The sequence below is a fragment of the Arthrobacter sp. B2I5 genome, from assembly GCF_030816735.1.
In the GTDB taxonomy this organism is placed as follows: domain Bacteria; phylum Actinomycetota; class Actinomycetes; order Actinomycetales; family Micrococcaceae; genus Arthrobacter.
In genome coordinates, this window is record NZ_JAUSYF010000001.1 from 1,910,090 (window position 1) to 1,934,626 (window position 24,537).

The window sequence follows — 24,537 nt, forward strand, 5'->3', positions numbered from 1 at the left end:
ACCCTGAACAGTATGAGCTTTACCCACCTCCACGTTTCCACGGCATTCAGTTCCCACTACGGCGTCTCCTGGCCTGAAGAGCTGGCAATGGCGGCCGCGGCCGACGGCGCAACCGCCCTGGCCTGCACCGACCGGGACGGACTGTACGGCACCATCAAGCACCTCAAGGCATGCATGGCTGCGGGCATCGACCCCATAGTGGGGGTGGACCTTGCAGTTTTTGACGACGACGGCGATCACCGCACGCAGGTAGCCGGCAGAGCGGTGGTGCTTGCCCGGGGCAACAACCATGGTGCCGGGTACCGTGCGCTATGCCGGCTGGTGTCCGATGCCCACGCCAGGACCTCAGGCAAAGCCGGTGGCGCCGTGCCGGCCGCCGTCACCCGCGCTGAACTCGCCTCCCGAACCCTTGATCCCCAAACCCTCAAGCCGGTTCTGACCGTCCTGATAGGACCGGATTCCGACGTCGGACGGGCCATGGGAGGCCGCCGTTACCTGCGCCCCCGGACCCTGTTCAGGCAGTGGCTGGATGCCATGCCCGCAGGAACTGTCGTGGCGGAAATCGTCTCCCAGCTCAGCGCTCCGGGGACTCCGTTCAGCACCGCCCATGCAGTCCGCATGCTCAGGCTCGCCGAGGAACACCGCGTACCCGCAATCCTCACCAATGCCGTCAGGTACTGCGCCGCAGACGGCGCACCAACCGCCGATGTCCTGGACTCTGCCAGGACCCTGAAGTCCCTTCCGGAACTGGCAGGGGAACCCCTCCTGCAACCCACCGGGCAGGGCTGGCTGAAAACCCCGGAACAGATGCTGGGGCTGGGAAAGGAAATTATTTCCGCTGCAGGGTATGGCGCCGCTGATCTTAAGCAGCTGATGGCTCAGACAGAGGCGCTCGCCGACCTCTGCCGGATAGATCCCGCCACCGATATGGGGTGGAAGCAGCCCGTAGTTCCTGAGGCCTCTGTGATTGGCATCAGCCAGGACCCGCACTCTGAACTGATCCAGCGCTGCCATGCAGGGATCGGCAGGCGGTTCCCGGGGATCACCGGTAAGCAGGAACAGGAGATGCTGTCCCGGCTGGAGCATGAGCTCGGCATCATCAACAACCTCGGTTTCTCCTCCTATTTCCTCACGGTGGCGGAGGTGTCCCGGATGATCCAGGACATGGGGGTCAGGGCGGCAGCCAGGGGATCCGGTGCCTCCAGCCTGGTCAACTACCTGATCGAGGTCAGCCATGTGAATCCCCTCCAGCACGACCTGATTTTCGAACGTTTCCTCTCCAACGACCGCGCCACGCTGCCGGACATAGACATCGATGTCGAGAGCGCCGAACGCCACAATGTGTACCGCAGGATCTTCGACCGGTTCGGTTCCGAGCGGGTCACCCTGATGAGCATGCAAAACGGGTACAGGGCGCGGGGTGCGGTCCGCGACGCCGGGCTGGCGCTGGGCATGGACGACGGCGAGGTGGGGGAGATCGCCAAGCAGTTGTGGCGCTTTTCCGCCCGGAAGTTCCGTGAAGCCCTGCAGGAGAAACCCGAACTCCGTGAGTTCGCCGGAAGGGTGGAGCAGCGCGACACTGACGGGAACCAGCAACTTGACCTGTTGGTGGACCTGACCGAACGGCTGGACCGGCTGCCCCGCCACATCTCCATGCACCCGTGCGGAGTGATTCTTGGCGATGCCACGCTCCTGGACCGCACCCCGGTCCAGCCAAGCGGCCTTGGGCTTCCCATGAGCCAGTTCGATAAACATGACATGGACCCCATGGGCATGCTCAAACTCGATGTCCTGGGCGTGCGCATGCAAAGCGCCATGGCCTTCGCGGTCAGGGAGATCATCCGCATCCACCCCAGCAAGGAAGAGGTGGTGGCAGCGGGAAAGCATCAGGCAGGGCCTGACGGCACAGGACCTGACTACATCGCCGGGGACGGCCGGATCGACCTCAACGCCGTCCCCCTCGACGACGAACCCACTTATGAACTGATCAGAAGCACGCAAACCCTTGGCTGCTTCCAGATCGAATCCCCGGGGCAGCGGGAACTGATTGGAAAGATGGCGCCCCGCGAGTTCAACGACCTCATCATCGATATTTCCCTGTTCCGTCCCGGACCCATGAAATCCGACATGGTTCGGCCCTTCCTGGAACACCGGCACGGTTTCGCCCCTGAGGTCTATCCCCACCCGGACCTCAAACCGGTGCTGCAGGAAACCCATGGGGTCACGGTGTTCCACGAACAGATCCTGAAGACCCTCGACATCATGACCGGCTGCGGGCTGGCCAAGGCCGACGAGTTCCGCAGGGCGTTGAGCAACGAGACCGGTGAAGCACAGGTGGAGGAGTACTTCCGGCGGAACGCCAAGGCCAGGGGGTACACCCCAGAGGTGGTGGACAAGGTATGGGGGACTTTGAAGTCCTTTGCCAGTTTCGGCTTCTGCAAGGCCCACGGTGCTGCCTTCGCCGTCCCCACCTACCAGTCCGCCTGGCTGAAAACACACCACCCCGAAGCGTTCCTTGCCGGCTTGTGGGAGCACGATCCCGGGATGTATCCCAAAAGACTGCTGGTGGCCGAAGCCCGCCGGCTGGGCATCCCCATCCTTCCCCTGGACATCAACCGGAGCAAAGCAGAATACCGGGTGGAACGGATTGATTCCGGCCGGGACGCCGGCAGGCTTGGGATACGGCTCAGCCTGAACGGCATCTACGGGCTGTCCGCTGCGGAATTGAATCGGACAGTCGCCGGCCAGCCATATGACTCACTGGCAGATCTCCGGGCGCGCTCGCGGCTCAGCAAGCCAAGCATCCGGCGGCTTGCGCAGCTCGGAGCCTTTGATGCGCTGCACAAGGAAGCCGGGGGAGCAGCAAACAGGGCTGACCTGGTGCACCACCTGCAGCAGCTCCAGTCGGCCAAAGGCGCCCGGAAAGGTGTGGACGTGCTGGAAGGGCAATTGTCCCTTCCCCTGGGCGACATTGAATTACGCAACATCAAGCCGGGGCTCCCTGCCCCCACGCTGGTGGAAAACGTCCGGGCGGAACTTGACCTCATGGCCGTGGATGTCAGCACGCACCTGATGGACAGCCACCGGCCCCTGCTGGAAAGGCTGGGGGTCACCACTGCCGATAAACTCCTCAGCCTGCGCAACGGGACAGAAGTACTGGTGGCAGGAGTGCGGGTAGCCACCCAGACTCCGCCCATGCGTGGCGGCAGGAGGGTGGTGTTTATCAGCATCGACGACGGCACAGGCTGCGTCGATTCAGTCTTCTTCCACGAAGCCCAGGAAAGTGCAGGGCCGCTCCTGTTCGGAACCCGCCTGTTGTTGATCCGCGGCACCACCCGAAGGACCGGCCCCCGGGGGATCAGCCTGAGTGCAAGCATGGCCTGGGACCTGGGCCGGACGGAGACATTGCCCTTCCCGGAGACCTTCCCGGCGGCTGCCCAGGACGGCCCGCATCCCCTGGACGGCATCAGCAGGACACTGGCCATCACCGGATTTAACGGGTAACGGTGCTGTGTGCCGCGTTGGTCGGCCCTTACGTGAACCGATAGCATTGACGGTGGCTGGCTGTGGTCCCCGTATGCCACAAGCTATGAAGCCTTAACTTTGAATAGGAGACACCCGTGTCAGATGCCCAGCAGATCACCCTTCTCGTCGATGGCGAAGAGACCAAGGTGACTACCGGGACAACCGGTGCGGAACTCTTCTTTCAGCGCCGTGACGTTGTTGTGGCCCGCGTTAATGGCGAACTGAAGGACCTTGACCAGGAACTTCCCGAGGGCGCCGAGGTGGAAGGCGTCACCATTGATTCCCCCGATGGCCTGAACGTCCTGCGCCACTCCACCGCCCACGTCATGGCCCAGGCCGTGCAGCAGCTGCGCCCCGACGCCAAGCTGGGCATCGGCCCCTACATCACCGATGGTTTCTACTTCGACTTCGACGTTGCCGAGCCCTTCACCCCCGAGGACCTCAAGACCCTCGAGAAGATGATGCTCAAAATCGTCAACCAGAACCAGAAGTTCGTCCGCCGCGTGGTCAGCGAGGACGAGGCCCGCGAGGCCATGAAGAACGAGCCCTACAAGCTCGAACTGCTGGGAAAGAAGAACGACGCCGCCGAGGCCGGCGAGGGCGTTAACGTGGAGGTCGGTGCCGGAGACATCACCATCTACGACAACGTGGAGCGCAAGGAAGGCACCACTGTCTGGTGCGACCTCTGCCGCGGCCCCCATCTGCCCAACACCAAGATGATCTCCAACGCCTTCGCCCTCACCCGGTCGTCGTCGGCCTACTGGCTGGGCAACCAGAAGAACCAGCAGCTGCAGCGCATCTACGGCACCGCCTGGCCCACCAAGGACGCCCTGAAGGCCTACCAGGAGCGCATTGCCGAGGCCGAGCGCCGCGACCACCGCAAGCTCGGTTCGGAACTTGACCTCTTCTCCTTCCCGGACGAACTGGGCTCCGGCCTGCCCGTCTTCCACCCCAAGGGCGGCATCATCCGCAAGGAGATGGAGGACTACTCGCGCCAGCGGCACGTCGAGGCCGGCTACGAGTTCGTCTACACCCCGCACATCACCAAGGGCCACCTCTACGAGGTCTCCGGGCACCTGGACTGGTACAAGGACGGCATGTTCCCCGCCATGCACGTGGACGCCGAACTCAATGAGGACGGCACGGTGCGCAAGCCCGGCCAGGATTACTACCTGAAGCCGATGAACTGCCCCATGCACAACCTCATCTTCCGCTCCCGCGGCCGGTCCTACCGCGAGCTCCCGCTGCGGTTGTTCGAGTTCGGTTCGGTCTACCGCTACGAGAAGTCCGGCGTGGTGCACGGCCTCACCCGCGTCCGTGGCATGACACAGGACGACGCCCACATCTACTGCACCCGCGAGCAGATGAAGGACGAGCTCACCAAGACCCTGACCTTCGTCCTGGACCTGCTCAAGGACTACGGGCTGAACGACTTCTACCTGGAGCTGTCCACCAAGGACCCGGAGAAGTATGTTGGCGACGACGCCACCTGGGAGGAAGCCACCAGGACCCTTTCCGAGGTGGCGCAGGAGTCCGGGCTGGAACTGGTGCCGGATCCGGGCGGGGCTGCGTTCTACGGTCCCAAGATTTCCGTGCAGGCCAAGGACGCGCTGGGCCGAACCTGGCAGATGTCCACCATCCAGCTGGACTTCAACCTGCCCGAGCGCTTCGAACTCGAATTCCAGGCCGCCGACGGCAGCCGGCAGCGTCCGGTGATGATCCACCGTGCGCTCTTCGGCTCAGTCGAGCGGTTCATGGGCGTCCTCACCGAGCACTACGCCGGAGCGTTCCCAGCGTGGCTGGCTCCCGTCCAGGTGGTGGGCATCCCCGTGGCGGAGGCGTTCAACGAGTACATGTTCGACGTCGTCGACCAGCTTAAGGCCGAGGGCATCCGCGCCGAGGTGGACACTTCCACGGACCGGTTCCCCAAGAAGATCCGCACCGCCAGCAAGGACAAGATCCCGTTCGTGCTGATCGCCGGCGGCGACGACGCGGAGGCGGGCGCAGTTTCATTCCGTTTCCGCGACGGCAGCCAGGACAACGGCGTGCCCGTTGCGGAAGCAGTCAAGCGGATCACCGACGCCGTCCGCAACCGGACCAGCTAGCCGAACGGAAGCAGCACAGTGCAGGAGAACACAGGCGCAGGATATCCAGGCGATGCCGGCGTTACCGACGACTTTGCCCTCGCCGGTGTCCCGGACGCCTTCCAGCGCCTGTGGACTCCCCACCGCATGGCCTACATCAAGGGCGGGCAGCACCAGTTCAAGAATGAGAACGACTGCCCATTCTGCGTAGGCCCGAACAGGACCGACGAAGAGGCGCTCATCGTCTACCGCGGCCGGACCTGCTACGTGGTGCTGAACCTGTTTCCCTACAACCCGGGGCATCTTCTGGTCTGCCCGTACCGGCACATTCCGGATTACACCGACCTCACGGTTGAAGAGACAGCAGAGTTCGCTGACCTGACCCAGACGGCCATGCGGGTGCTGCGCAAGGTCTCCAACCCCGGCGGATTCAACCTGGGGATGAACCAGGGGGTGGTGGGGGGAGCCGGCATCTCCGCGCACCTGCACCAGCACATCGTTCCGCGGTGGGGCGGCGACGGCAACTTCTTCCCCATCATCGCCCAGACCAAGGCCATCACCCAGACCCTTGATGAGGTCCGGCGGCAGGTGGCTGAAGCCTGGCCCGGGGAGTCGGATGCTGAATAGGCACGCCCGCGGATTCTTCACCGCGCTGTTTACCCCGCTGGCCCGCTGGCTCCTGAAGATCGGTGTCTCCCCGGACGCGGTAACCATCCTCGGCACCGCAGGGGTTGCGGCCGGGGCCCTGGTTTTCTACCCGCTGGGCCAGCTCTTTTGGGGCACCCTTTTCATCACGGCTTTCATCTTTTCCGACGTCCTGGACGGCATCATGGCGCGGATGCAGGGCGTGAAGAGCCGCTGGGGGAACTTCCTCGACTCCACCCTGGACCGGATTGCCGACGGTGCCCTGTTCGCAGGGGTGTCCATCTGGTTCTTTACCGGTGGCAACAACATGGCCATTGCCGTATCAGCCCTGCTCTGCCTTGTCCTGGGCATGGTGGTCTCCTACGCCCGGGCCAAAGCAGAGTCCCTGGGCTTCACTGCGAACGTCGGGATCGCAGAGCGGGCCGAACGCCTGGTCTCCGTCCTGGTCATCACTGGTCTCACCGGCCTCGGACTCCCGCCGGCAGTGCTCCTCGTCACTCTGGTCCTCCTGGCGGCAGCCAGCCTTATTACCGTGGTCCAGCGCGTCATCTCGGTGCGGCGGCAGGCCTTGGCGGAACCGACGCCGGCTGATTAGACATGATTAAGCCGGCCGGGCGGCGGGGGACTAGTATAAAGACTGCCCGGTCAATGGACCCGGCAATCCGTGCGTGCACGTCCGGCAGCTGCCGCCGCATGCCCGGCGAAGATCATCTAGCTACCCATAGGGGTTTTTGTGTCTACACCTGATGTAAGCAACGAGGCCGGTTCGTCCGCGAACAGCGTCACGGGCAGCAGCCGCGTGAAGCGCGGCATGGCCGAGATGCTCAAGGGCGGCGTCATCATGGACGTCGTCAACGTCGAACAGGCCCGCATCGCCGAAGACGCCGGTGCCGTGGCAGTCATGGCGCTGGAACGTGTTCCGGCTGATATCCGTGCCCAGGGCGGCGTGTCCCGCATGTCCGATCCCGACATGATCGACCAGATCATTGATGCCGTCTCCATCCCGGTCATGGCAAAGGCCCGCATCGGCCACTTCGTCGAAGCCCAGATCCTGCAGTCCCTCGGCGTCGACTACATCGACGAGTCCGAGGTCCTCACCCCGGCCGACTACATCAACCACATCGACAAGTGGAACTTCAAGGTTCCCTTCGTCTGTGGCGCCACCAACCTGGGTGAGGCCCTGCGCCGCATCAACGAGGGCGCGGCCATGATCCGGTCCAAGGGTGAAGCAGGCACCGGCGACGTCTCCAACGCCACCGGTCACATGCGCAAGATCCGCTCCGAGATCGCCCGGCTGTCCTCCCTTCCCGAGGACGAGCTGTACGTCGCGGCCAAGGAACTGCAGGCACCCTACGAACTGGTCAAGGAAGTCGCCGCTGCCGGCAAGCTTCCCGTGGTGCTGTTCACCGCCGGTGGCATCGCCACCCCCGCAGACGCTGCCATGATGATGCAGCTCGGCGCAGACGGCGTCTTCGTCGGATCCGGCATCTTCAAGTCCGGCAACCCCGCCCAGCGCGCCGCTGCCGTCGTGAAGGCCACCACCTTCTTCGACGACCCCGACGTCATCGCCAAGGCCTCCCGCGGCCTGGGTGAAGCCATGGTGGGCATCAACGTCGACGAGATCCCCCAGCCGCACCGCCTCGCCGAGCGCGGCTGGTAACTCTCTGGTCCTGGGGCCGACGGGCGGCCCGATCCTCTGCGTGCTATTCCCCGCCTCCCGCTGCCGCCATACGGGCAGGGGGTTTGGGCGGGGCCCCTTTTACGCACGCTGCCGGACCGGGCCGCCCGTCGCTTTCCCCTGTTGTAACTGACGACGCCGGTTCCTCACCTTTTCTGGTGGGGGACCGGCGTCGTTCTTTAATATCGATTGCTCCGTACTTGTCGTTATCGGGGCTGAAAACGACAGGTACGGAGCAATCGCTAGGGGTTACTCGAGGCCGCGGCGCTTTAGCAGCGGCTCCAGGTGCGCGTCGCGGCCCCTCAGGATGCGGAATGACTCCAGGGGGTCGCGGCTGTTGCCGCGGGAGAGGAGTTCCTGGCGGAAGCTTTCGCCGTTGGCGCGCGTCAGGCCGCCGTTCTCGCTGAACCAGTCCACGGTGTCGGCGTCCAGCACCTCGCTCCAGATATAGGAGTAGTAGCCCGCCGCGTATCCCGCCCCGGCGAAGATGTGCTGGAAGTACCCGGTCCGGTACCGCGGCGGAATCAGGCGGTGCGCAATTCCGGCCGAAGCCAAGGCCTTGGCCTCGAACTCCAGCGCGTCCTCGGGAACGCCATCCGGCTCCAGCGTGTGCCACGCCAGGTCGAGCAGGGCAGCTCCCAGGTACTCCGTGGTGGCAAAACCCTCACCCCAGAGCCTGGACTCCTCCAGCCTGGCCACGATGTCCTGCTGAAGGGGCTCGCCCGTGAGATAGTGGCGTGCGTAGTTGGACAACACCTCCGGCCACATGATCCACATTTCGTTCACCTGCGAGGGATACTCCACGAAGTCCCTCGGCACCGCCGTCCCCGAGAAGCGCGGATAGGTGACGTTTGAAAACAGGCCGTGCAGCGCGTGGCCGAACTCGTGGAACAGGGTGCGCAGCTCGTCCAGGCTGAGAAGAGTGGGTTCGCCGGCGGGTGGCTTGGAAATGTTGAGTGTGTTGGTCACCACGGGCCGCGTGCCCAGCAGGTCCGACTGGTCAACAAGCGAGTTCATCCAGGCGCCGCCCCGCTTTGATTCGCGCGCGTAGTAGTCGCCCAGGAACAGCCCCAGTGCCGTGCCGTCCTCGTTGCGTACTTCCCAGATACGCACGTCCGGGTGGTAGCCGTGGAGATCGGTCCGCTCGTGGAAAGTGATCCCGTAGAGTGACGTTGCTGCAGAGAACACGCCGTCGGTGATAGTGCGGTTGAGTTCAAAGTAGGGCCGGAGCGCCTGTTCGTCGACCTCGTATTTTTCCCGCCGCACCTTCGCCGAATAGTAGGCCCAGTCCCATGCCTCCAATGGGTGGCCGGCAACTTCGGCCAGCTCTGCCGCCTCGGCGTCGGCGTTGCGGATGGCGGCCGGCGCCATCCTGCTCAGCATGGTCCGGACTGCCTCAAAGTCGGGGGCCGTCTGGCGGTCCGCCACCAGCTCTGCGTAATTGTCGAATCCCAGCAGCCTTGCTTTCTCCGCCCGCAGCCCGGCCATTTCCCTGGCCAGGTCAAGGACATCCAGGCTGCCGCCGTCACTGCCCCTGGCCACGGATGCTTCGAACAGGCGACGGCGGACGTCCCGGTTCTCCAGCGATGCCAGGGCAGGCTGGTTCCCGGGCTGGATCAGGGTGAGCAGGTATTTGCCGTCGTGACCGGCGGCGCGGGCTGCTTCCGCAGCGCCGGCGACGTCGTCGGCCGGCAGGCCGGCCAGGTCACCCTCATTGTCCAGCAGCAGTGCAGCGGACTTCATGCCTTCCTTGACCCGCTGGCCGAACTCGGTACCCAGGCGTGCCAGTTCGGCGTTGATGGCGCGGAGCCGCTCCTGGCCCGGCGGGTCAAGCTGGATGCCGGACTGGCGGAACTCCTTGAGGTACTCCTCCACCAAACGGGAGGACTCGGGATCGAAATTGTCCGTATCGATGGCGGCAAAGCGGTCGAAGAGCGCCCTGTCGAGGAACACCTCATCCTGGTGGGCTGAGAACCGCGGGGACAACTCCGTTTCGAGCTCCCGGATCTGCTCTGTTGCGTTGGCGGACACCAGGGTGAAGAACGCCGCGGCCGCGCGGTTCAGCAGCTGCCCCGAACGTTCCATGGCCAAGGCCGTGTTTTCGAAGGTGGCCGGCTGGGCGTTGCCGGTGATTGCCCGGATCTCATCCAGGTGAGCAGACAATCCTGCCTCGATGGCTTCCCGGTACTGCTCCAATGTGAGGGCTTGAAAGGGCGGGAGGCCGTAGGGCAGGGGACTGGCGGCAAGGAGCGGGTTCGTCATGGGCTAAACCTTTCACAGAGGGACAGGCTTCTCAATTGTGGGGCTGGGCACGTCCTCCCAGCCGGTAACCCTACAATGGCCGCTATACGGTCCGCCCCGGACCGCGATTACCGTCTCCTGCAGGGACGCACAACGGTTTGTCAATGATGAAAGGACCGTGGCCATGACCAAGGGTGGCGCCGGACACGGGACCGTCTTCCTGGGAATGCCGTTGCGATGGCTTGGTCCAGGCGCAATCATGGTGCTGGCCGGGGCCTACGGCATCTTCTGGTCCCTCGCTCGGCCTGCCGGCGAACCCGTCCTGGGGCACGCAGGGCAACTCTTCGGCGGCGAATCCGTCCTGCTGTATTCAATCGCGCTGGTCCTGGTCAGCACCCTGCCTCACGTTGAGCCGGTTTTCGGTGGCATTGACCACGCCGCCATCTGGCACCGCAGGGCGGCGATGACGGCAACAATCCTGTTGCTGCCGCACATAGAACTTGCCGCCAATCCGGAGGCAACCAGCCTTGGCAAGACACTGGCGGTGGTTGCCACCAGCGGGCTCGCCGCGTTGGTTGTATGGGCAGTCCTGCCACGCTGGCGGACCATACTTCCCGCGCCTGTCCGCGGGCTGGTCCGCACCTTGTTGAGGACCAGGCCGGTGCGGCTGGCCGCCCGCCTGCTGGGCGGCTACGAGCGGTGGCGCGGCTTCCACCGGCTGACCGGCCTGTTCCTGGCCGCCGGGTTCCTGCACGGCTTGCTCGACGCCAGTGCGTTCGAGGCTGTGCCCGCGCTTCGCTGGAGCTACGTGGCCATCGGTGAAACCGGGTTGGGGTTCTATGCCTACCGCGAACTGCTGGCACGGCATTTCCTGCCCCACCACGACTACCAGGTGGCTGCGGTCCAGCCGGTGGCACCGGACCTGGTGGAAGTGGCACTGCGTCCCTTGGGCCGGCCGCTGGTCTTCAAACCCGGGCAGTTCGCCATGGTCTACCTGGAAAGAGCGGACGGCTGGCAGCGGCACCCCTTCTCCATCTCGGGGCCGGCGCTGGAAGGCGGGATCAGCATCACGGTCAAGGCGCTGGGCGACCACACGGCCAGGCTTCCGGACGTTGTGCAGCCCGGGATGCCGGCGGTGGTTGGCGGGCCCTACGGACGCTTTGACCGGCACCGCGGAACAGCGCATCAGGTCTGGATCGCGGGCGGCGTGGGAATCACGCCCTTCCTCAGCTGGCTGCGGTCCCTGGACGGCGAACTCCACGACGATGTCCACTTCTTCGTCACCTCGGCGGGTCCGTCCCCCTTTGCCGATGAGATCTCTGCCATCGCCCGGAACCATCCACGGCTCACGGTCCATGCAGTGGACACCGAAGCAGACGGACGGCTCACCCCGGAGGCGGTCCTGGCGGCCGTAGGCACCGAACCCCGCGAGCTCTCGGTATTCATGGGCGGACCGGACGCCATGCTGCGGCAGTTCCGTAAGGCCTTCCGGAACGCAGGTGTTCGCAGGGCCAACATCCACCGGGAGTATTTCCAGTGGCGGTAACGGATGAACCAGGTCAGCGGGGCCGGCGGGCAGCGTGCTCCCGGGCCAGGGCGGCGTAGGTGTCGTCCGGGTTGCCCGGGGAGAAGCTGCCGAACTTTCGCTCCGCCGCGGTGCGGATCAGGAAGTCGGCAATGGCAGGGTTCTTGGGCAGCAGCGAGCCGTGCAGGTAGCTGGCAACGATGTTGCGGTACCGGGCCCCTTCATGGCCGTCATTGCTGTTGTTTCCAGTGCCCTTCGCTACGGTGCCCAGTGGCTGCACACCGCTGCCGAGCGTGGTCTGGCCGCTGTGGTTTTCGTAGCCCAGGACTTCGCCGAACTCCGTGGTGGAGACCTTGACGTTGCCGATCAGGCGCTCATCCGTGCCGTGGGTTTCCACGTCCAGGATGCCGATGCCCGGAATGACGGCGCCGGTGCGGGTCTTGAAGTACCTGCCGAAAAGCTGGTAGAGGCCGCAAATGACCAGCATCGGCGCACCGTCCTCCGCCAGTTCCTTGAGTTGGCCGGCCCGTGCCTGCAGATCGTCCTGGATCACCAGTTGCCCGCTGTCCTGGCCCCCGCCGCCGACAATGATGTCCACGTCCTCGGGGAAGGGATCGCCCACGTTGTACTCCAGCAGTTCAGGGGTGTAACCGTGCCATTCGATCCGGCGCTTCAGGACCAGGGCGTTTCCCCAGTCGCCGTAAATGTTCATGTCACGCGGGTAGAGCTGGACCACGCGGAGGGTTCCCTTGGACGGGCCATCGGCCGCCGTTGCTTCTGCCGGATTCACGAGACAACCTCCACGGTGGTAATTTTGGCCAGCTCGCGGCGAATGGCCAGCATGGCGGTGTAGGTGCAGAAGATCCGTTTGGGCCTGTCCCGGCCTTCGCGAATGAAGGCTGCCAGGGCGGCGGAGATATCGGTGTGCACCGCTCCGACCCGGACTTCGTCGTACTGGAGCCGCAGCGCCATGTCGTAGGCGCGTGATCCGGTGAGCACATCCACGCCGCCGCCGCGGAGGGAATCGAATTCCACGTCCCAGAGCCAGGACATGTCCCGTCCGTCCGCGTAATTGTCGTTGATGGCGATCATGGTGGCGTAGCCCTCGGCGGGGAAGGATTTGAGTCCCAGCCGGAAACCGCTGGGGTTCTTCACCAGCACCAGGTCCAGCGGCTGGCCGTCGACGGTAAGGCTTTCACCGCGGCCAAAGGCCGGCGCCACCCTGGACAGGGCTTCGAGCAAGGTGGCATGGTCTGCGGCTGCGGCGCCTCCGCCGCAGATGCTGCGGGCCAGCGTCAGCGCCGCGGCGGCGTTGAAGATGTTGTACACACCGCGCAGCTTCATCGCCGTGGTGACCGTACCGCCGTCGTACTCAAACTCGGCGCTGTCCGCGCCCACTTTGCGGAGTACGACGTCGGCCGCGGGCTTTTCCGGCAGGCCCGCCGGGGCGGGGGAGCCTGGGGCGGCGCGCATGTCATCGTCGTTGGGAAAGGTGCCGAGCAGGGAGTCGTCAAGGCCGAAGTACTTGACCTCCTGTCCCGTGAGCGTATCCGCGATCCTGGCAACACGTGGGTCCTCGCGGTTCAGGACAACCGTTCCTGTGGTTTTGGCAGCGATGTGCTGCAGGAGCTGCGCTGTCTTGTCGATCTCGCCAAAGCGGTCCAGCTGGTCGCGCAGCACGTTGAGCAGCAGGCAGTAGCGCGGCGGGACGCTGTTCACGAAATGGACAGCATGGGCTTCGTCCAGTTCCAGCACAGCGATGTCCGCGTCCAGCCGGCCGCGCCAGTCCACCTCGCCCAGGAGCGCCGCGGCCACACCGCGGGTGAAGTTGCTGCCGGTGCGGTTGGTGAAGACCTTAAGGCCCTGGCTTTCCAGCAGTTCAACCACCATTTTGGTGGTGGTGGTCTTGCCGTTGGTGCCGCTGACCACCGCCACGCCGTGGGGCAGTGTGGTGAGTGTCCGCCGCATAAAGCCGGAGTCGATTTTCTCAACCACCAGTCCTGGAAGGGCGGACCCGCCGCCGCGCAGCCGGGACACCCTGCGGACCAGCTTGCCGAGCGGAACACTGAAGAAGACCATGTTTTGAATATATCCCAGCAGCGGCATGCAACCTTTGCCAGCCGCATCCGCACGGCAGCAGCGAAGGGGTTGTGCCCCGTATGCTGGAGGGATGACAAACCCCCCTTCTGCTGATCGCGCGCGCGTGGGCTCGGGCCTGCGGATTGGTGTCCTGGCCCTCCAGGGAGACTTCCGCGAGCACCTGCGCGCCGCCGAAGCCACCGGTGCCCAGGGCGTGGCTGTCCGCCGCCCCGGGGAACTGGACGGCCTGGACGGCCTCATCATCCCCGGTGGCGAGTCCACCACCATCGACAAACTGGCCCGGGCCTTTGACCTTGCCGACCCGTTGCGGAAGTACATCGCCGAAGGCCTGCCCGTCTATGGCTCCTGCGCAGGGATGATCCTGCTGGCCTCTGATATCGCCGATCCCGCCACCGATCTTTCAGGCGCTCCCCAGCAGACGTTCGGCGGCCTGGACATCACTGTCCGCCGCAATGCCTTCGGCCGGCAGCGCGAGTCCTTTGAAACCGACCTGGACTTCAAAGGGTTGGACTTCAGCGCCACCGAATCCGGCGTTGAACCGGTGCACGCCGTATTCATCCGCGGCCCCTGGGTGGAGCGGGTGGGTGCGGACGTGGAGGTCCTGGCCCAGGTGGAACCGGCGGACCCCGGCCAGGCGTCTCACGCGGCATCCCTCCCGGGGACGGCTAGAATTGTCGCAGTGCGTTCCGGCCAGCTGCTGGCCACCTCCTTCCATCCGGAAGTGACCGGCGAGAAACGCGTACACGAACTTTTTATCCGCATGATCAGAGGAGAAGCGTAAAGCATGTCAGGCCACTCCAAATGGGCAACGACCAAGCACAAAAAGGCGATCATTGACAGCCGCCGCGCAAAGTCGTTCGCCAAGCTGATCAAGAACATCGAAGTTGCCGCCAGGATGGGCGGCCCCGACCTCGCCGGCAACCCGGGCCTGGAACTGGCCGTAACCAAGGCCAAGAAGACCTCGGTCCCCAACGACAACATCGACCGTGCCATCAAGCGCGGCGCCGGCCTCACCGGCGAAGTGGTGGACTACACCGAGATCATGTACGAAGCCCGCGGCCCCCAGGGCTCCGCGCTGCTGATCGAGTGCCTTACCGACAACAAGAACCGTGCAGCCTCCGAGGTCCGCCTGGCCATTTCCCGCAACGGCGGCACTATCGCCGACCCCGGCTCCGTCAGCTACCTCTTCACCCGCAAGGGCGTCGTAAACCTGCCCAAGAACGGCCTGAGCGAGGACGATGTCCTGATGGCCGTCCTCGACGCAGGAGCAGAGGAAGTCAAGGACAACGGCGAGACGTTCGAGATCCACTCGGAACCGGCCGATCTTCCCGCCATCCGCGAGGCCCTCAAGGAAGCGGGCATCGAGTACGACACCGACGAAGTTGAATTCGTGCCTTCCATGCAGGTTGAACTGGATGTGGACGGCGCCCGCAAGTTCCTTAAGCTTGCCGATGCCCTCGAAGACCTCGACGACGTCCAGAACGTGTACAGCAACGCCGACCTCAGCGACGAAGTCCAGGCTGCCCTGGAATCCGAGTGACGCCCGGCAGTGCCGGCTGAAACTGCACGCCCGTGACGCTGCGCGTACTCGGGGTTGACCCGGGACTGACCCGTTGCGGCATTGGCGTGGTGGACGTCGAGCGGAACAGGCGGGCCACCATGGTGGCTGTCGGCGTGGTGGGCACCTCGCCCGAGGAGACGCTGGACCAGCGGCTCCTGGTGATCGCCCTGGCCATCGACGAGTGGCTGGACCGCTACGAACCCCAGGTGCTCGCCGTCGAACGTGTCTTTTCCCAGCTCAACGTCAGCACGGTCATGGGTGTGGCCCAGGCGTCCGGCGTGGTGATTGCCGCCGCCGCGCGCCGCGGGATCCCCGTAGCGCTGCATACGCCGTCGGAAGTCAAGGCCGCGGTGACCGGCAGCGGATCCTCCAACAAGGACGCCGTGACCAAGCTCGTCACCAAGATCCTGCGCCTTGATGCGCCGCCGCGCCCGGCCGATGCAGCGGACGCGCTGGCACTTGCCATTACGCATGCCTGGCGCGCGGGAAGCGGCGCGGCCGTGGCAACCACGGGTCCCGGCAGTTCGTCGCTGACGGCTGCCCAGCGGGCATGGGCCGATGCGGAGGCCAAGGCGCGCCGCGCACGGTGATTGTCCCTGCCGCTTGCTAGGGTATTCGTAGATATGTTCGGATAGCCGGGTCCTCGCTGTGAGGCCGGCGGTACAACGGGAGCCCGGCTTTGATCAGTTTCCTCCGCGGAACCGTAGCGCATGTTGGCCTGTCCACGGCCGTGATAGACCTCAACGGTGCCGGCATGAGCGTCAATGCCACACCCCAGACGCTCAGCCGGCTGCATGTGGGCGAACAGGGCCAGCTGTTCACGTCCCTGATTGTCCGGGAAGATTCGCTGACGCTCTTTGGCTTTGCCTCCGACGACGAACGTGAGGTTTTTGACATCCTGCTCAGTGTCAGCGGCGTCGGCCCCCGGCTCGCCCTTGCAGTCCTGGCCGTCCACGATCCTGAAGCCATCAGGGTGGCAGCGCACACAGGGGACAGCAAGACCTTCACGAAGGTGCCGGGAATCGGTCCCAAGGTGGCCGGCCGGATCGTGCTGGAGCTCGCCGGAAAGCTCGTACCGCACGGAACCGCCACTGCCCCCGGGGCCGCTACCCCTGCAGAAGCCGCCTGGAAGCCCCAGGTGGTGGCCGCCATGACCAGCCTGGGCTGGTCCGAGAAGGACGCCTCCACCAGCATCGATAAAGCCCTGGCCGAGGATCCCGAAGTATCCTTCCGCGGCAACGTGCCTGAAATCCTGCGGACCACGCTCCGCTGGCTGGGCCAGGACGGCGCACGGGCAGGCAACCGCGTAGGCAGCCGTGGCTGAACCGTCCCTGGTCGCAGCGGGGGAGGAGCCCGAGGAGCGGGCCATTGAGGCAGCCCTTAGGCCAAAGAACCTGGACGACTTCGTTGGCCAGCACCGGGTGCGCAAGCAGCTGTCACTGGTGCTCCAGGCCTCCCGGATGCGCGGACGGACCGCTGACCACGTGCTGTTCTCCGGCCCGCCCGGCCTGGGCAAGACCACCCTGGCGATGATCGTGGCCGCGGAGATGAATGCCCCGCTCCGGCTCAGCAGCGGACCCGCCATCCAGCACGCCGGGGACCTCGCAGCAATCCTTTCCTCGCTCTCCGAGGGCGAGGTCCTGTTCCTCGACGAGATCCACCGCATGTCCCGCCCGGCCGAGGAAATGCTGTACATGGCCATGGAAGACTTCCGCGTTGACATCGTGGTGGGCAAAGGCGCCGGTGCCACAGCCATTCCTCTGGAGCTGCCGCCGTTCACGCTGGTGGGCGCCACCACCCGCGCCGGGCTGCTCCCGGGGCCCCTGCGCGACCGTTTCGGCTTCACCGGGCACCTGGAGTTCTACTCCGTCCCGGAGCTGGAACTCGTGCTGCGCCGTTCTGCGGGCCTGCTGGACCTGAAGGTCAACTCGGCCGGATTCGCTGAAATCGCCGGCCGTTCCCGCGGCACGCCCCGCATCGCCAACCGGCTGCTGCGGCGCGTCCGGGACTGGGCCCTGGTGCACGGCGTTGACCAAATCGACGCCAGGACCGCGTCCGCTGCCCTGGACATGTATGAAGTGGACAAAAAGGGCCTGGACCGGCTGGACCGCGCAGTCCTCGATGCGCTGATCACCAAGTTCGGCGGCGGGCCCGTCGGTCTGTCCACCCTCGCCATCGCCGTCGGGGAAGAAACCGAAACGGTTGAGACTGTTGCCGAGCCCTTCCTGGTCCGGGAGGGCCTGCTGGGCCGAACGCCCCGCGGCAGGATCGCCATGGCGCCCGCCTGGACGCACCTGGGCTACGCCATCCCGTCCGGTGTCTTCGCACAGGAGCAGCTTGACCTTTTCGAGCCCGAAGACGCCGCTTCGACCGCGGGGGACTGGGCCCCGGAGAGCCAATAGCAGGCTCCCTCCAGCTTTTCCCTTTAGACTGGTATGACGCCCGGCACGTTCGGGTCTTTGTTTCGCGGGTGGCCCTGACGCCCCCGTCGCTTGGGGAAGAAAAATGTCAGGCGTTCTGCCTGCACCGCACGTCCACCCCGGCCGAAGCGAAGCCGACGTCGCTGGAGAACCCAGCTACACCACGCTAAAGAACGGAATTCCCCTTGGATCCAATGTCAATTCTCCTGTTCGTCATGCTCGGCGTCTTCATCTTCATGATGTTCCGCCGCAACAAGAAGACGCAGCAGCAGCAGGCAGAGCTCCAGTCGAAGTTTGCCCCGGGCGTGGAGGTCATGACCAGCTTTGGCCTTTTCGGCCGGATCGTGGACATCGACGAGGCCGAGAACAAGGTCACCCTTGAACTTTCCCCCGGCAACTTGGCCACGGTACACCGCCAGGCCGTCACCAAGGTCGTCGAGCCTGCCGCGGAAACCGTCGCGGAGCCGGCCGAGGCATCCCCCGTGGTTCCGGACGATGCGTCATCCCTCACCACCACGGAGACCGGCAGCACCGCAGTTGGCTCCGAGACTCCCGAGGAAACCCTGAAGCGACTCAACGATGAGGGCAAAAAGGACAGCTAGGCCCGCTGGCCCCTTCCTCCCTCTACCGCTGCGGATCGCCGCCGGCGCAGGCAACAGCCTGCTCCGGCGGTTTCTCCGCGAATAAGAGAAAGATCGACAATGGCACGAACTGGCCGCAAGACACCAGGGCTCCGCGTCCTGGTCTGGCTCGGTGTAATCCTGGCAGCGCTGACCGCCGTCCTGGCTGGCGGCACCATCGCCGGACAGGCCAGCTGGGCACCCAAACTGGCGCTTGACCTTGAGGGCGGCACCCAGATGATCCTGGCGCCGAAGGTGGAGGGCGGTTCGGACATCAACGAACAGCAGCTCAACCAGGCCGTGGCGATCATCCGCCAGCGCGTTGACGGTTCCGGCGTCTCCGAAGCGGAAATCAGCACCCAGTCAGGGCGCAACGTGGTGGTCAGCCTTCCCGGCACACCCTCTGCCGAAACCCGCAACCTGATTCAGGCCTCAGCGGACATGAATTTCCGCCCCGTCCTCCTCAATGGCGACGGCGCAGCAGTTCCTCCCGAGTCGCAGACCCCCGAGGACCAGCTGCCCAAGCCGACCGCCGAGCCGGCCAACAGCAGTGACACCAACTGGATCACCCCGGAAATCTACAAGCAGTTCGAGGCGCTGGACTGCAACAGTCCTGCTGCCGAGAAATCCGAGCGGTCGGACCCCACCAAGCCGCTGGTGACCTGCGAACCGGCCACGGACAAGTCGCCTGCCATCAAGTACATCCTGGGTCCCGTGGAGGTGAAGGGCAGCAACATCGTCACCTCGTCCTTTCAGCTGCAGCAGGGCGCCCAGGGCGCGGTCACTAATGACTGGGCGGTTAACATCCAGTTCGACGGCGAAGGCACGGCAAAGTTCAAAGAGGTCACCGAACGGCTGAACCAGTTCTACGTGGCTGCCGGCGGCGAGTCGGGCACCGACCCCAAGTCCCAGTTCGCCATCGTGCTGGACGACCAGGTCATCTCCGCGCCTCGTTCGCTGGCCGTCATCACCGACGGCCGTCCGCAGATCACAGGTGGTTTCACCGAACAGACCGCCAAGGCGTTGTCGGACCAGTTGAAGTTCGGCGCCCTTCCCATCAGCTTCGATATCCAGAGCGAACAGCAAATCTCCGCCACGCTCGGTGGCGAACAGCTGCGCATGGGCCTGCTGGCCGGCCTGATCGGGCTGCTGCTCGTGGTGGTCTACTCGCTGTTCCAGTACCGGGCCCTGGGCTTCGTTACCATCGCATCCCTGGTGGTGGCCGGTGCCCTGACGTACCTGGCCATCGCAATCCTCGGCTGGACGGAGAACTACCGGCTGTCCCTGGCAGGTGTCGCCGGCATCATCGTGGCCATCGGCCAGACTGCCGACTCCTTCATCGTCTACTTCGAGCGCATCAGGGACGAACTGCGCGAAGGACGCGGCCTGGTATCCGCCGTCGAAAACGGCTGGAAGCGGGCCAAGCGCACCGTCCTGGCCTCCAAGGCAGTCAACCTCCTGGCCGCACTGGTCCTGTACTTCGTGGCAGTGGGCAACGTCCGCGGGTTCGCCTTCACCCTGGGCCTGACCGCCGTCGCCGACTTGATCGTGGTGTTCATGTTCACCCACCCCACGCTCCAGCTCCTGGCACGCACCCGGTTCTTCGGCGAAGGCCACAAGTTCTCCGGGCTGGACCCGGAACGGCTTGGCGCCGTGCCGCTGTACCGCGGTGCCGGCCGCATTCGCACCCCCGAGGACCGGCCCGTGGCCGTCCGCAGCAAGAACGCCGGTGCTGCAGCCGAAGCCGAACGCCGCATGACCATCGCTGAACGGCGCCTGGCAGAGAAGCAGGAACAGCTGGCCGGCTCGTCCAAGACCTCCGCGAAGGAGAACAAGTAATGTCAGGCTTCGCCACTTTCGGCAACGAGCTCTACACCGGAAAGCGCTCCTACGACTTCGTGGGCGCCAAGAAAATCTGGTTCATCATCGCCGCGGTGGGCGTGGCCCTGTCCATCATCATCCCGGCGGCAAAGGGGGGCTTCAACCTCGGGGGGTGGGTGTGATGCTGTGTGGCATCGAGTTCCGCGGCGGCTCCGAATTTACGGTGTCCAACGTCAAGACCACCGATGCCGCCATCGGTGAGAAGGCAGTCACGGACGTTGTGTCCGGCAGTGTGCCGCGCGTGGCCAACGTAGCCGGCAACACCATGCGGATCCAGACCGACAAGCTGACCGATGACGAGACCCTCCGGATCAAGCAGGGCCTCACCAGCGCCTACGGCGTTACCGACAATGAGGTGACCTCCACGTTCGTTGGTCCCACCTGGGGCGCCGACGTGACCAAGCAGGCGTTGATCGGCCTGGTGGTGTTCGTGCTGCTCGCGGCCCTGCTGATGGCCTTGTACTTCCGCACCTGGAAGATGTCCCTCTCGGCGCTTGCCGGCATGGCCGTGACCATGTTCATCACGGCCGGGGTGTACGCCCTCAGCGATTTCGAAGTCACCCCGTCCGCCATCATCGGGTTCCTCACCGTCCTCAGCTACTCGCTGTATGACACGGTGGTGGTCTTCGACAAGATCCGGGAAAACACGAGTGGAATCGACGCCTCCACCCGCCGGACCTTCGGCGAGGAGGTCAACCTCGCCGTCAACCAGACCCTGGTGCGCTCCATCAACACCATGATGGTGGCCATCCTCCCCGTGGGTGCCATCCTGTTCATTGGCGCCGGCCTCCTGGGCGCAGGCACCCTCCGTGACCTGTCCCTGGCCCTGTTCGTTGGAATCCTCATCGGTACGGCAGCCACCATCTTCGTGGCTGCGCCCATGTACGCCTGGCTCCGCCAGGGCGAACCGGACCTCGTGAAGCAGGCAAGGCGGGTTGAGCAGCGCCGGGCAGGAGCAGCGGAACGGGCAGTTCCGGCATCGCCGGCCAAGGCCTGACCGGCAACCACCACCAGTCCTGATACAGCCAAAGGCCGGGCGGCGCACACTGTGCGCCGCCCGGCCTTTTGCCTGTGCAGGCCCGGTTATAAAAGTCGCTGCCCGGAGGAATAGACTGGGGTAATTAAGTCGGTGGTGAGGGGTACTTCATTGGAAGAACGTTCGGCGTCAGCGCCAACGGCGCAGGAGGAAAAAAATCCTGCCGGTTTGCAAACCGGTGCGGCACCTTCCGCGCGCCCGGGCTCGTTGGTTCCTGTCGATAACTCAGGATCACGCCCCACGTTTCCCGGCCGCCGGGAGCGCACCCGCTCCCGGCTTGCCCGCCTGACCGGGCGGGGACCTGCCACCTACTCGCCCATCCTCGAGCCGCTGCTGCGGACCGTACGCGCCAACAATCCAAAAGAGGATTTCGACCTTATCCAGCGTGCGTTCGATGTCGCCGAGCGCTGCCACCGCGGGCAAAAGCGCAAGAGCGGGGATCCGTACATCACCCACCCGGTGGCAGTGGCCACCATCCTCGCGGAACTGGGACTCAGCGGCACCACCCTGGCTGCCGCCCTGCTGCATGACACGGTCGAGGACACGTCCTACACCCTCGCTGACTTGAAGCGGGATTTCGGCCCTGAAGTGGCCATGCTGGTGGACGGCGTCACCAAACTGGACAAGGTCAGCTTTGGTGAGGCCGCGCAGTCCGAGACGGTCCGCAAAATGGTCGTTGCCATGGCCAAGGACATCCGCGTCCTGATGATCAAGCTGGCGGACCGGCTGCACAACGCCCGCACCTGGCGCTTCGTATCGGCTGAGTCCTCCGCCCGCAAAGCCCGGGAAACCCTGGAGATCTTCGCACCGCTGGCCCACCGCCTGGGCATGAACACCATCAAGTGGGAACTTGAGGACCTGTCCTTCGCTGCGCTGTACCCCAAGGTGTACGAAGAGATCGTCCGGATGGTGGGGGACAGGACACCTGAGCGGGAAAAGAGCCTGGGCGTCATCCGTGACCAGATCACCGAGGACCTGCGTGCCGCCCGGATTAAGGCCACCATTACGGGCCGGCCAAAGCATTACTACTCCATCTACCAGAAGATGATCGTCCGCGACAAGGACTTCGACGACATCAACGACCTCATGGGCGTCCGCGTCCTGGTGGACTCCGTCCGGGACTGCTACGCCGCCCTGGGCACCATGCACTCGCGCTGGAACCCGCTGCCCGGCAGGTTCAAGGACTACATCGCGATGCCCAAGTTCAACATGTACCAGTCCCTGCACACCACGGTGATCGGCCCCGGTGGAAAGCCCGTGGAAATCCAGATCCGGACCCACGAAATGCACCGCCGCGCCGAATATGGCGTTGCGGCACACTGGAAGTACAAAGACCAGCCCAACCGCACCGCCGTCGGTCCCGGAAGCCCGCGCGATGGCGACATGGGGTGGCTGCGTTCCCTGGTGGACTGGCAGCAGGAAACGTCCGATCCCGGTGAGTTCCTGGATTCGCTGCGCTTTGAAATCAATGCCCGTGAAGTGTTTGTATTTACGCCCAAGGGCGAAGTCATGGCGCTTCCCGCGGGCTCCACGCCGGTGGACTTTGCCTACGCCGTGCACACCGAGGTGGGCCACCGCACCATCGGTGCCAGGGTCAATGGCAAACTGGTCCCGCTCAACAGCGAGCTGAACCACGGTGACTGGGTGGAGATCTTTACCTCCAAAGCCGAGGGGGCGGGGCCCAGCCAGGACTGGCAGCATTTCGTCAAGAGCGCCAGGGCGCGCAACAAGATCCGCCAGTGGTTCAGCAAGGAACGGCGCGAAGAGGCGATTGACCGCGGCAAGGAGCTGCTGACCCGCGCCATGCGGAAACAGAACCTTCCGCTGCAGCGGCTGATGACGCACGAGGCGCTGGCCGCCGTGGCCGAGGAATTCAAGTACGCGGACATCTCAGGCCTCTATGCCGGCGTGGGCGACGGGCACACTTCCGCCCAGTCGGTCATGGAGAAGCTCATTGAGAGCCTTGGCGGCAACGAGAGCGCCGATGACGACGTCGAAGAAGTCAGCATCCCCACGCAGGTCAGCAAGGCCCGCTTCTCCGACTCCGGCGTTGTGGTCCGCGGCGTTGGTGATGTCTGGGTGAAGCTGGCGCGCTGCTGCACGCCCGTTCCACCGGACCCGATCCTCGGCTTCGTGACCCGTGGATCCGGCGTCTCCGTGCACCGGACCGACTGCACCAACATCTCGGACCTGAAGGACCAGCCGGACCGGATCGTGGACGTTGACTGGGCGCCCACGCAGTCCAGTGTGTTCCTGGTGGAAATCCAGGTTGAGGCCCTAGACCGGAAATCCCTGCTCTCCGACGTGACCCGGGTCCTGTCGGACAACCACGTCAACATCCTCGCCGCCAGCGTCCACACGTCCACGGACCGGGTGGCCATCTCAAAGTTCGCCTTCGAGATGGGGGACCCGAAGTACCTCAGCCACGTCCTCAGCGCCGTCCGGCGGATCGACGGCGTGTTCGACGTCTACCGCACCACCGGGAACAAGCGCCGTAGCTAGCAGCGCAAGCTTCGCCAAAGCAGCCCGCTTGTGCGGGACCCGCGGGGTAGCCTCGATGGCGCGCACCAGGAGGCGGAGCCTGACATCCTGCTGCGGCCGGGCGAGCAACCCGGCCAGTGCCGGGACGGCGCGTTCGGCCTCCACATGCAGGGCGATATCGAGGGCGGTGCGCAGCGGGCTGGAGACCATCAGTCCGCCCAGGCTGATCACGTCGAACGGGCCGAGCTTCACCTCGTGCAGCGTGCAGCCGCGCGTATTCCGGAGGCTGGACACCCTCCGCTTCGCATCCACCAGCAGCGCCAGCCTGTCCGGTTCCCCGGCGCAGCCGTAGATCCAGGCGGCAGTCAGCCTTCCGGCCACAACACGCTGCCGGATGGCCGGTGGGAATGCTCCGGCCGCAGCCCTGGCCCGCAGTTGCGGCGATGCCGGAATTCCCGGGAGGGTGTAGCCGTGCTGGTGGAAGCGGGCCAGCAGCCCGTCGGCGGCCAGGGACTGCAGTTCAGGGCCGGCGAATGGCGCGCCGGGTGCGTACAGGTCGGGAAAGCGCGGCGGTGCCGGCGGCTCCGCGCCGTTCGCCTGGCAGCCCGCCCGGAAAGCGGCAGTGGACGCTTCCCTGCCCGGTCTGGCGGCTGGGGAAGCTGGAGGTGTGGCCATACCCCCATCCTGCCCGGACGCCATTAACAGGCACAGGCCCGGTCCGGGTTATGTGGATAACCGGG

Annotated in this window: 18 protein-coding genes and 1 pseudogene; 15 read left to right on the forward strand and 4 right to left on the reverse strand. The window is 65.1% G+C overall.

Features of this window, described 5'->3' with window-relative positions; all coding sequences use genetic code 11:
• Positions 1-12 precede the first annotated feature (12 nt).
• The 5 genes from QFZ60_RS09185 (at position 13) to pdxS (ending at position 7,914) form a co-directional block, all read left to right on the forward strand.
• Entirely contained in the window at positions 13-3,504 is a 3,492-nt protein-coding gene (locus QFZ60_RS09185; protein ID WP_307089941.1) for a DNA polymerase III subunit alpha, read from the forward strand.
• Positions 3,505-3,620: 116 nt separating this feature from the next.
• On the forward strand, positions 3,621-5,630 hold the full coding sequence (thrS, locus tag QFZ60_RS09190; protein ID WP_307089943.1) for a threonine--tRNA ligase: 2,010 nt from the start codon (positions 3,621-3,623) through the stop codon (positions 5,628-5,630).
• Positions 5,631-5,648: 18 nt separating this feature from the next.
• Positions 5,649-6,236: an HIT domain-containing protein gene (locus tag QFZ60_RS09195; protein ID WP_056336549.1), complete on the forward strand. Its 588-nt coding sequence runs from the start codon at positions 5,649-5,651 to the stop codon at positions 6,234-6,236.
• Positions 6,226-6,849: a phosphatidylinositol phosphate synthase gene (gene pgsA / locus QFZ60_RS09200; RefSeq protein WP_142122053.1), complete on the forward strand. Its 624-nt coding sequence runs from the start codon at positions 6,226-6,228 to the stop codon at positions 6,847-6,849. Before QFZ60_RS09195 ends, pgsA begins: the two co-directional genes overlap by 11 nt.
• A 138-nt stretch (positions 6,850-6,987) precedes the next feature.
• Positions 6,988-7,914 (forward strand): pyridoxal 5'-phosphate synthase lyase subunit PdxS, encoded by a 927-nt coding sequence (gene pdxS, locus QFZ60_RS09205; RefSeq protein ID WP_142122051.1) that lies wholly within the window; start codon positions 6,988-6,990, stop codon positions 7,912-7,914.
• Between the two features lie 267 nt (positions 7,915-8,181).
• Here the strand turns inward: pdxS and QFZ60_RS09210 are convergent, their stop codons facing one another.
• Positions 8,182-10,194, reverse strand: a complete 2,013-nt coding sequence (locus QFZ60_RS09210) for a M3 family metallopeptidase (RefSeq protein WP_307089945.1) — start codon at positions 10,192-10,194, stop codon at positions 8,182-8,184.
• Between the two features lie 163 nt (positions 10,195-10,357).
• Here QFZ60_RS09210 and QFZ60_RS09215 point away from each other — a divergent pair, with 163 nt between their 5' ends.
• Positions 10,358-11,719 (forward strand): hypothetical protein, encoded by a 1,362-nt coding sequence (locus QFZ60_RS09215; protein ID WP_307089947.1) that lies wholly within the window; start codon positions 10,358-10,360, stop codon positions 11,717-11,719.
• 13 nt (positions 11,720-11,732) lie between these two features.
• On the opposite strand, the gene QFZ60_RS09220 is transcribed toward QFZ60_RS09215, so the two are convergent.
• Together QFZ60_RS09220 and QFZ60_RS09225 are read right to left on the reverse strand one after the other, a co-directional pair.
• Complete coding sequence (locus QFZ60_RS09220; RefSeq protein ID WP_307089949.1) at positions 11,733-12,488, reverse strand: type 1 glutamine amidotransferase; 756 nt, start codon at positions 12,486-12,488, stop codon at positions 11,733-11,735.
• Positions 12,485-13,777, reverse strand: a complete 1,293-nt coding sequence (locus tag QFZ60_RS09225) for a Mur ligase family protein (protein ID WP_307089951.1) — start codon at positions 13,775-13,777, stop codon at positions 12,485-12,487. Before QFZ60_RS09225 ends, QFZ60_RS09220 begins: the two co-directional genes overlap by 4 nt.
• Before the next feature lie 91 nt (positions 13,778-13,868).
• Here QFZ60_RS09225 and pdxT point away from each other — a divergent pair, with 91 nt between their 5' ends.
• The 9 genes and pseudogenes from pdxT to QFZ60_RS09270 all read left to right on the forward strand — a co-directional run bounded on the left by pdxT (position 13,869) and on the right by QFZ60_RS09270 (position 23,818).
• On the forward strand, positions 13,869-14,579 hold the full coding sequence (gene pdxT, locus QFZ60_RS09230) for a pyridoxal 5'-phosphate synthase glutaminase subunit PdxT (protein WP_307089953.1): 711 nt from the start codon (positions 13,869-13,871) through the stop codon (positions 14,577-14,579).
• A gap of 3 nt (positions 14,580-14,582) precedes the next feature.
• Positions 14,583-15,338 carry a YebC/PmpR family DNA-binding transcriptional regulator gene (locus QFZ60_RS09235; protein ID WP_307089955.1) on the forward strand — a complete coding sequence of 252 codons (756 nt, stop codon included), beginning with the start codon at positions 14,583-14,585 and terminating at the stop codon, positions 15,336-15,338.
• Between the two features lie 32 nt (positions 15,339-15,370).
• A complete protein-coding gene (gene ruvC, locus QFZ60_RS09240; protein WP_142122036.1) occupies positions 15,371-15,949 on the forward strand; it encodes a crossover junction endodeoxyribonuclease RuvC in 579 nt (192 codons plus the stop codon).
• An 89-nt stretch (positions 15,950-16,038) separates the two neighbouring features.
• Positions 16,039-16,683: a Holliday junction branch migration protein RuvA gene (ruvA, locus tag QFZ60_RS09245; RefSeq protein ID WP_307089957.1), complete on the forward strand. Its 645-nt coding sequence runs from the start codon at positions 16,039-16,041 to the stop codon at positions 16,681-16,683.
• Positions 16,676-17,761, forward strand: a complete 1,086-nt coding sequence (ruvB, locus tag QFZ60_RS09250) for a Holliday junction branch migration DNA helicase RuvB (protein ID WP_142122032.1) — start codon at positions 16,676-16,678, stop codon at positions 17,759-17,761. Before ruvA ends, ruvB begins: the two co-directional genes overlap by 8 nt.
• 212 nt (positions 17,762-17,973) lie before the next feature.
• The gene (gene yajC / locus QFZ60_RS09255; RefSeq protein ID WP_142122030.1) at positions 17,974-18,381 is read left to right on the forward strand and encodes a preprotein translocase subunit YajC; all 408 of its coding nucleotides are present in this window, start codon (positions 17,974-17,976) and stop codon (positions 18,379-18,381) included.
• Positions 18,382-18,480: 99 nt separating this feature from the next.
• Positions 18,481-20,238: a protein translocase subunit SecD gene (gene secD, locus QFZ60_RS09260; protein WP_142122028.1), complete on the forward strand. Its 1,758-nt coding sequence runs from the start codon at positions 18,481-18,483 to the stop codon at positions 20,236-20,238.
• Positions 20,238-21,277, forward strand: a pseudogene (gene secF, locus QFZ60_RS09265) (protein translocase subunit SecF). The gene secD and the pseudogene secF overlap by 1 nt, the downstream one beginning before the upstream one ends.
• Before the next feature lie 150 nt (positions 21,278-21,427).
• Positions 21,428-23,818, forward strand: a complete 2,391-nt coding sequence (locus QFZ60_RS09270) for a bifunctional (p)ppGpp synthetase/guanosine-3',5'-bis(diphosphate) 3'-pyrophosphohydrolase (protein ID WP_142122024.1) — start codon at positions 21,428-21,430, stop codon at positions 23,816-23,818.
• Here QFZ60_RS09270 and QFZ60_RS09275 read toward each other — a convergent pair.
• Complete coding sequence (locus QFZ60_RS09275) at positions 23,699-24,472, reverse strand: type IV toxin-antitoxin system AbiEi family antitoxin (RefSeq protein ID WP_307089962.1); 774 nt, start codon at positions 24,470-24,472, stop codon at positions 23,699-23,701. The genes QFZ60_RS09270 and QFZ60_RS09275 overlap by 120 nt on opposite strands.
• Between the last annotated feature and the right edge of the window lie 65 nt (positions 24,473-24,537).

What these genes read in the sequence shown, in the direction of transcription:
- QFZ60_RS09185 (WP_307089941.1), top strand. Translation starts at nt 13, where the DNA reads ATGAGCTTTACCCACCTCCACGTTTCCACGGCATTCAGTTCCCACTAC.
- pgsA (WP_142122053.1), top strand. Translation starts at nt 6,226, where the DNA reads ATGCTGAATAGGCACGCCCGCGGATTCTTCACCGCGCTGTTTACCCCG.
- QFZ60_RS09210 (WP_307089945.1), bottom strand. Translation starts at nt 10,194, where the DNA reads ATGACGAACCCGCTCCTTGCCGCCAGTCCCCTGCCCTACGGCCTCCCG.
- QFZ60_RS09215 (WP_307089947.1), top strand. Translation starts at nt 10,358, where the DNA reads ATGACCAAGGGTGGCGCCGGACACGGGACCGTCTTCCTGGGAATGCCG.
- QFZ60_RS09225 (WP_307089951.1), bottom strand. Translation starts at nt 13,777, where the DNA reads ATGGTCTTCTTCAGTGTTCCGCTCGGCAAGCTGGTCCGCAGGGTGTCC.
- pdxT (WP_307089953.1), top strand. Translation starts at nt 13,869, where the DNA reads ATGACAAACCCCCCTTCTGCTGATCGCGCGCGCGTGGGCTCGGGCCTG.
- QFZ60_RS09235 (WP_307089955.1), top strand. Translation starts at nt 14,583, where the DNA reads ATGTCAGGCCACTCCAAATGGGCAACGACCAAGCACAAAAAGGCGATC.
- yajC (WP_142122030.1), top strand. Translation starts at nt 17,974, where the DNA reads ATGTCAATTCTCCTGTTCGTCATGCTCGGCGTCTTCATCTTCATGATG.
- secD (WP_142122028.1), top strand. Translation starts at nt 18,481, where the DNA reads ATGGCACGAACTGGCCGCAAGACACCAGGGCTCCGCGTCCTGGTCTGG.
- QFZ60_RS09275 (WP_307089962.1), bottom strand. Translation starts at nt 24,472, where the DNA reads ATGGCCACACCTCCAGCTTCCCCAGCCGCCAGACCGGGCAGGGAAGCG.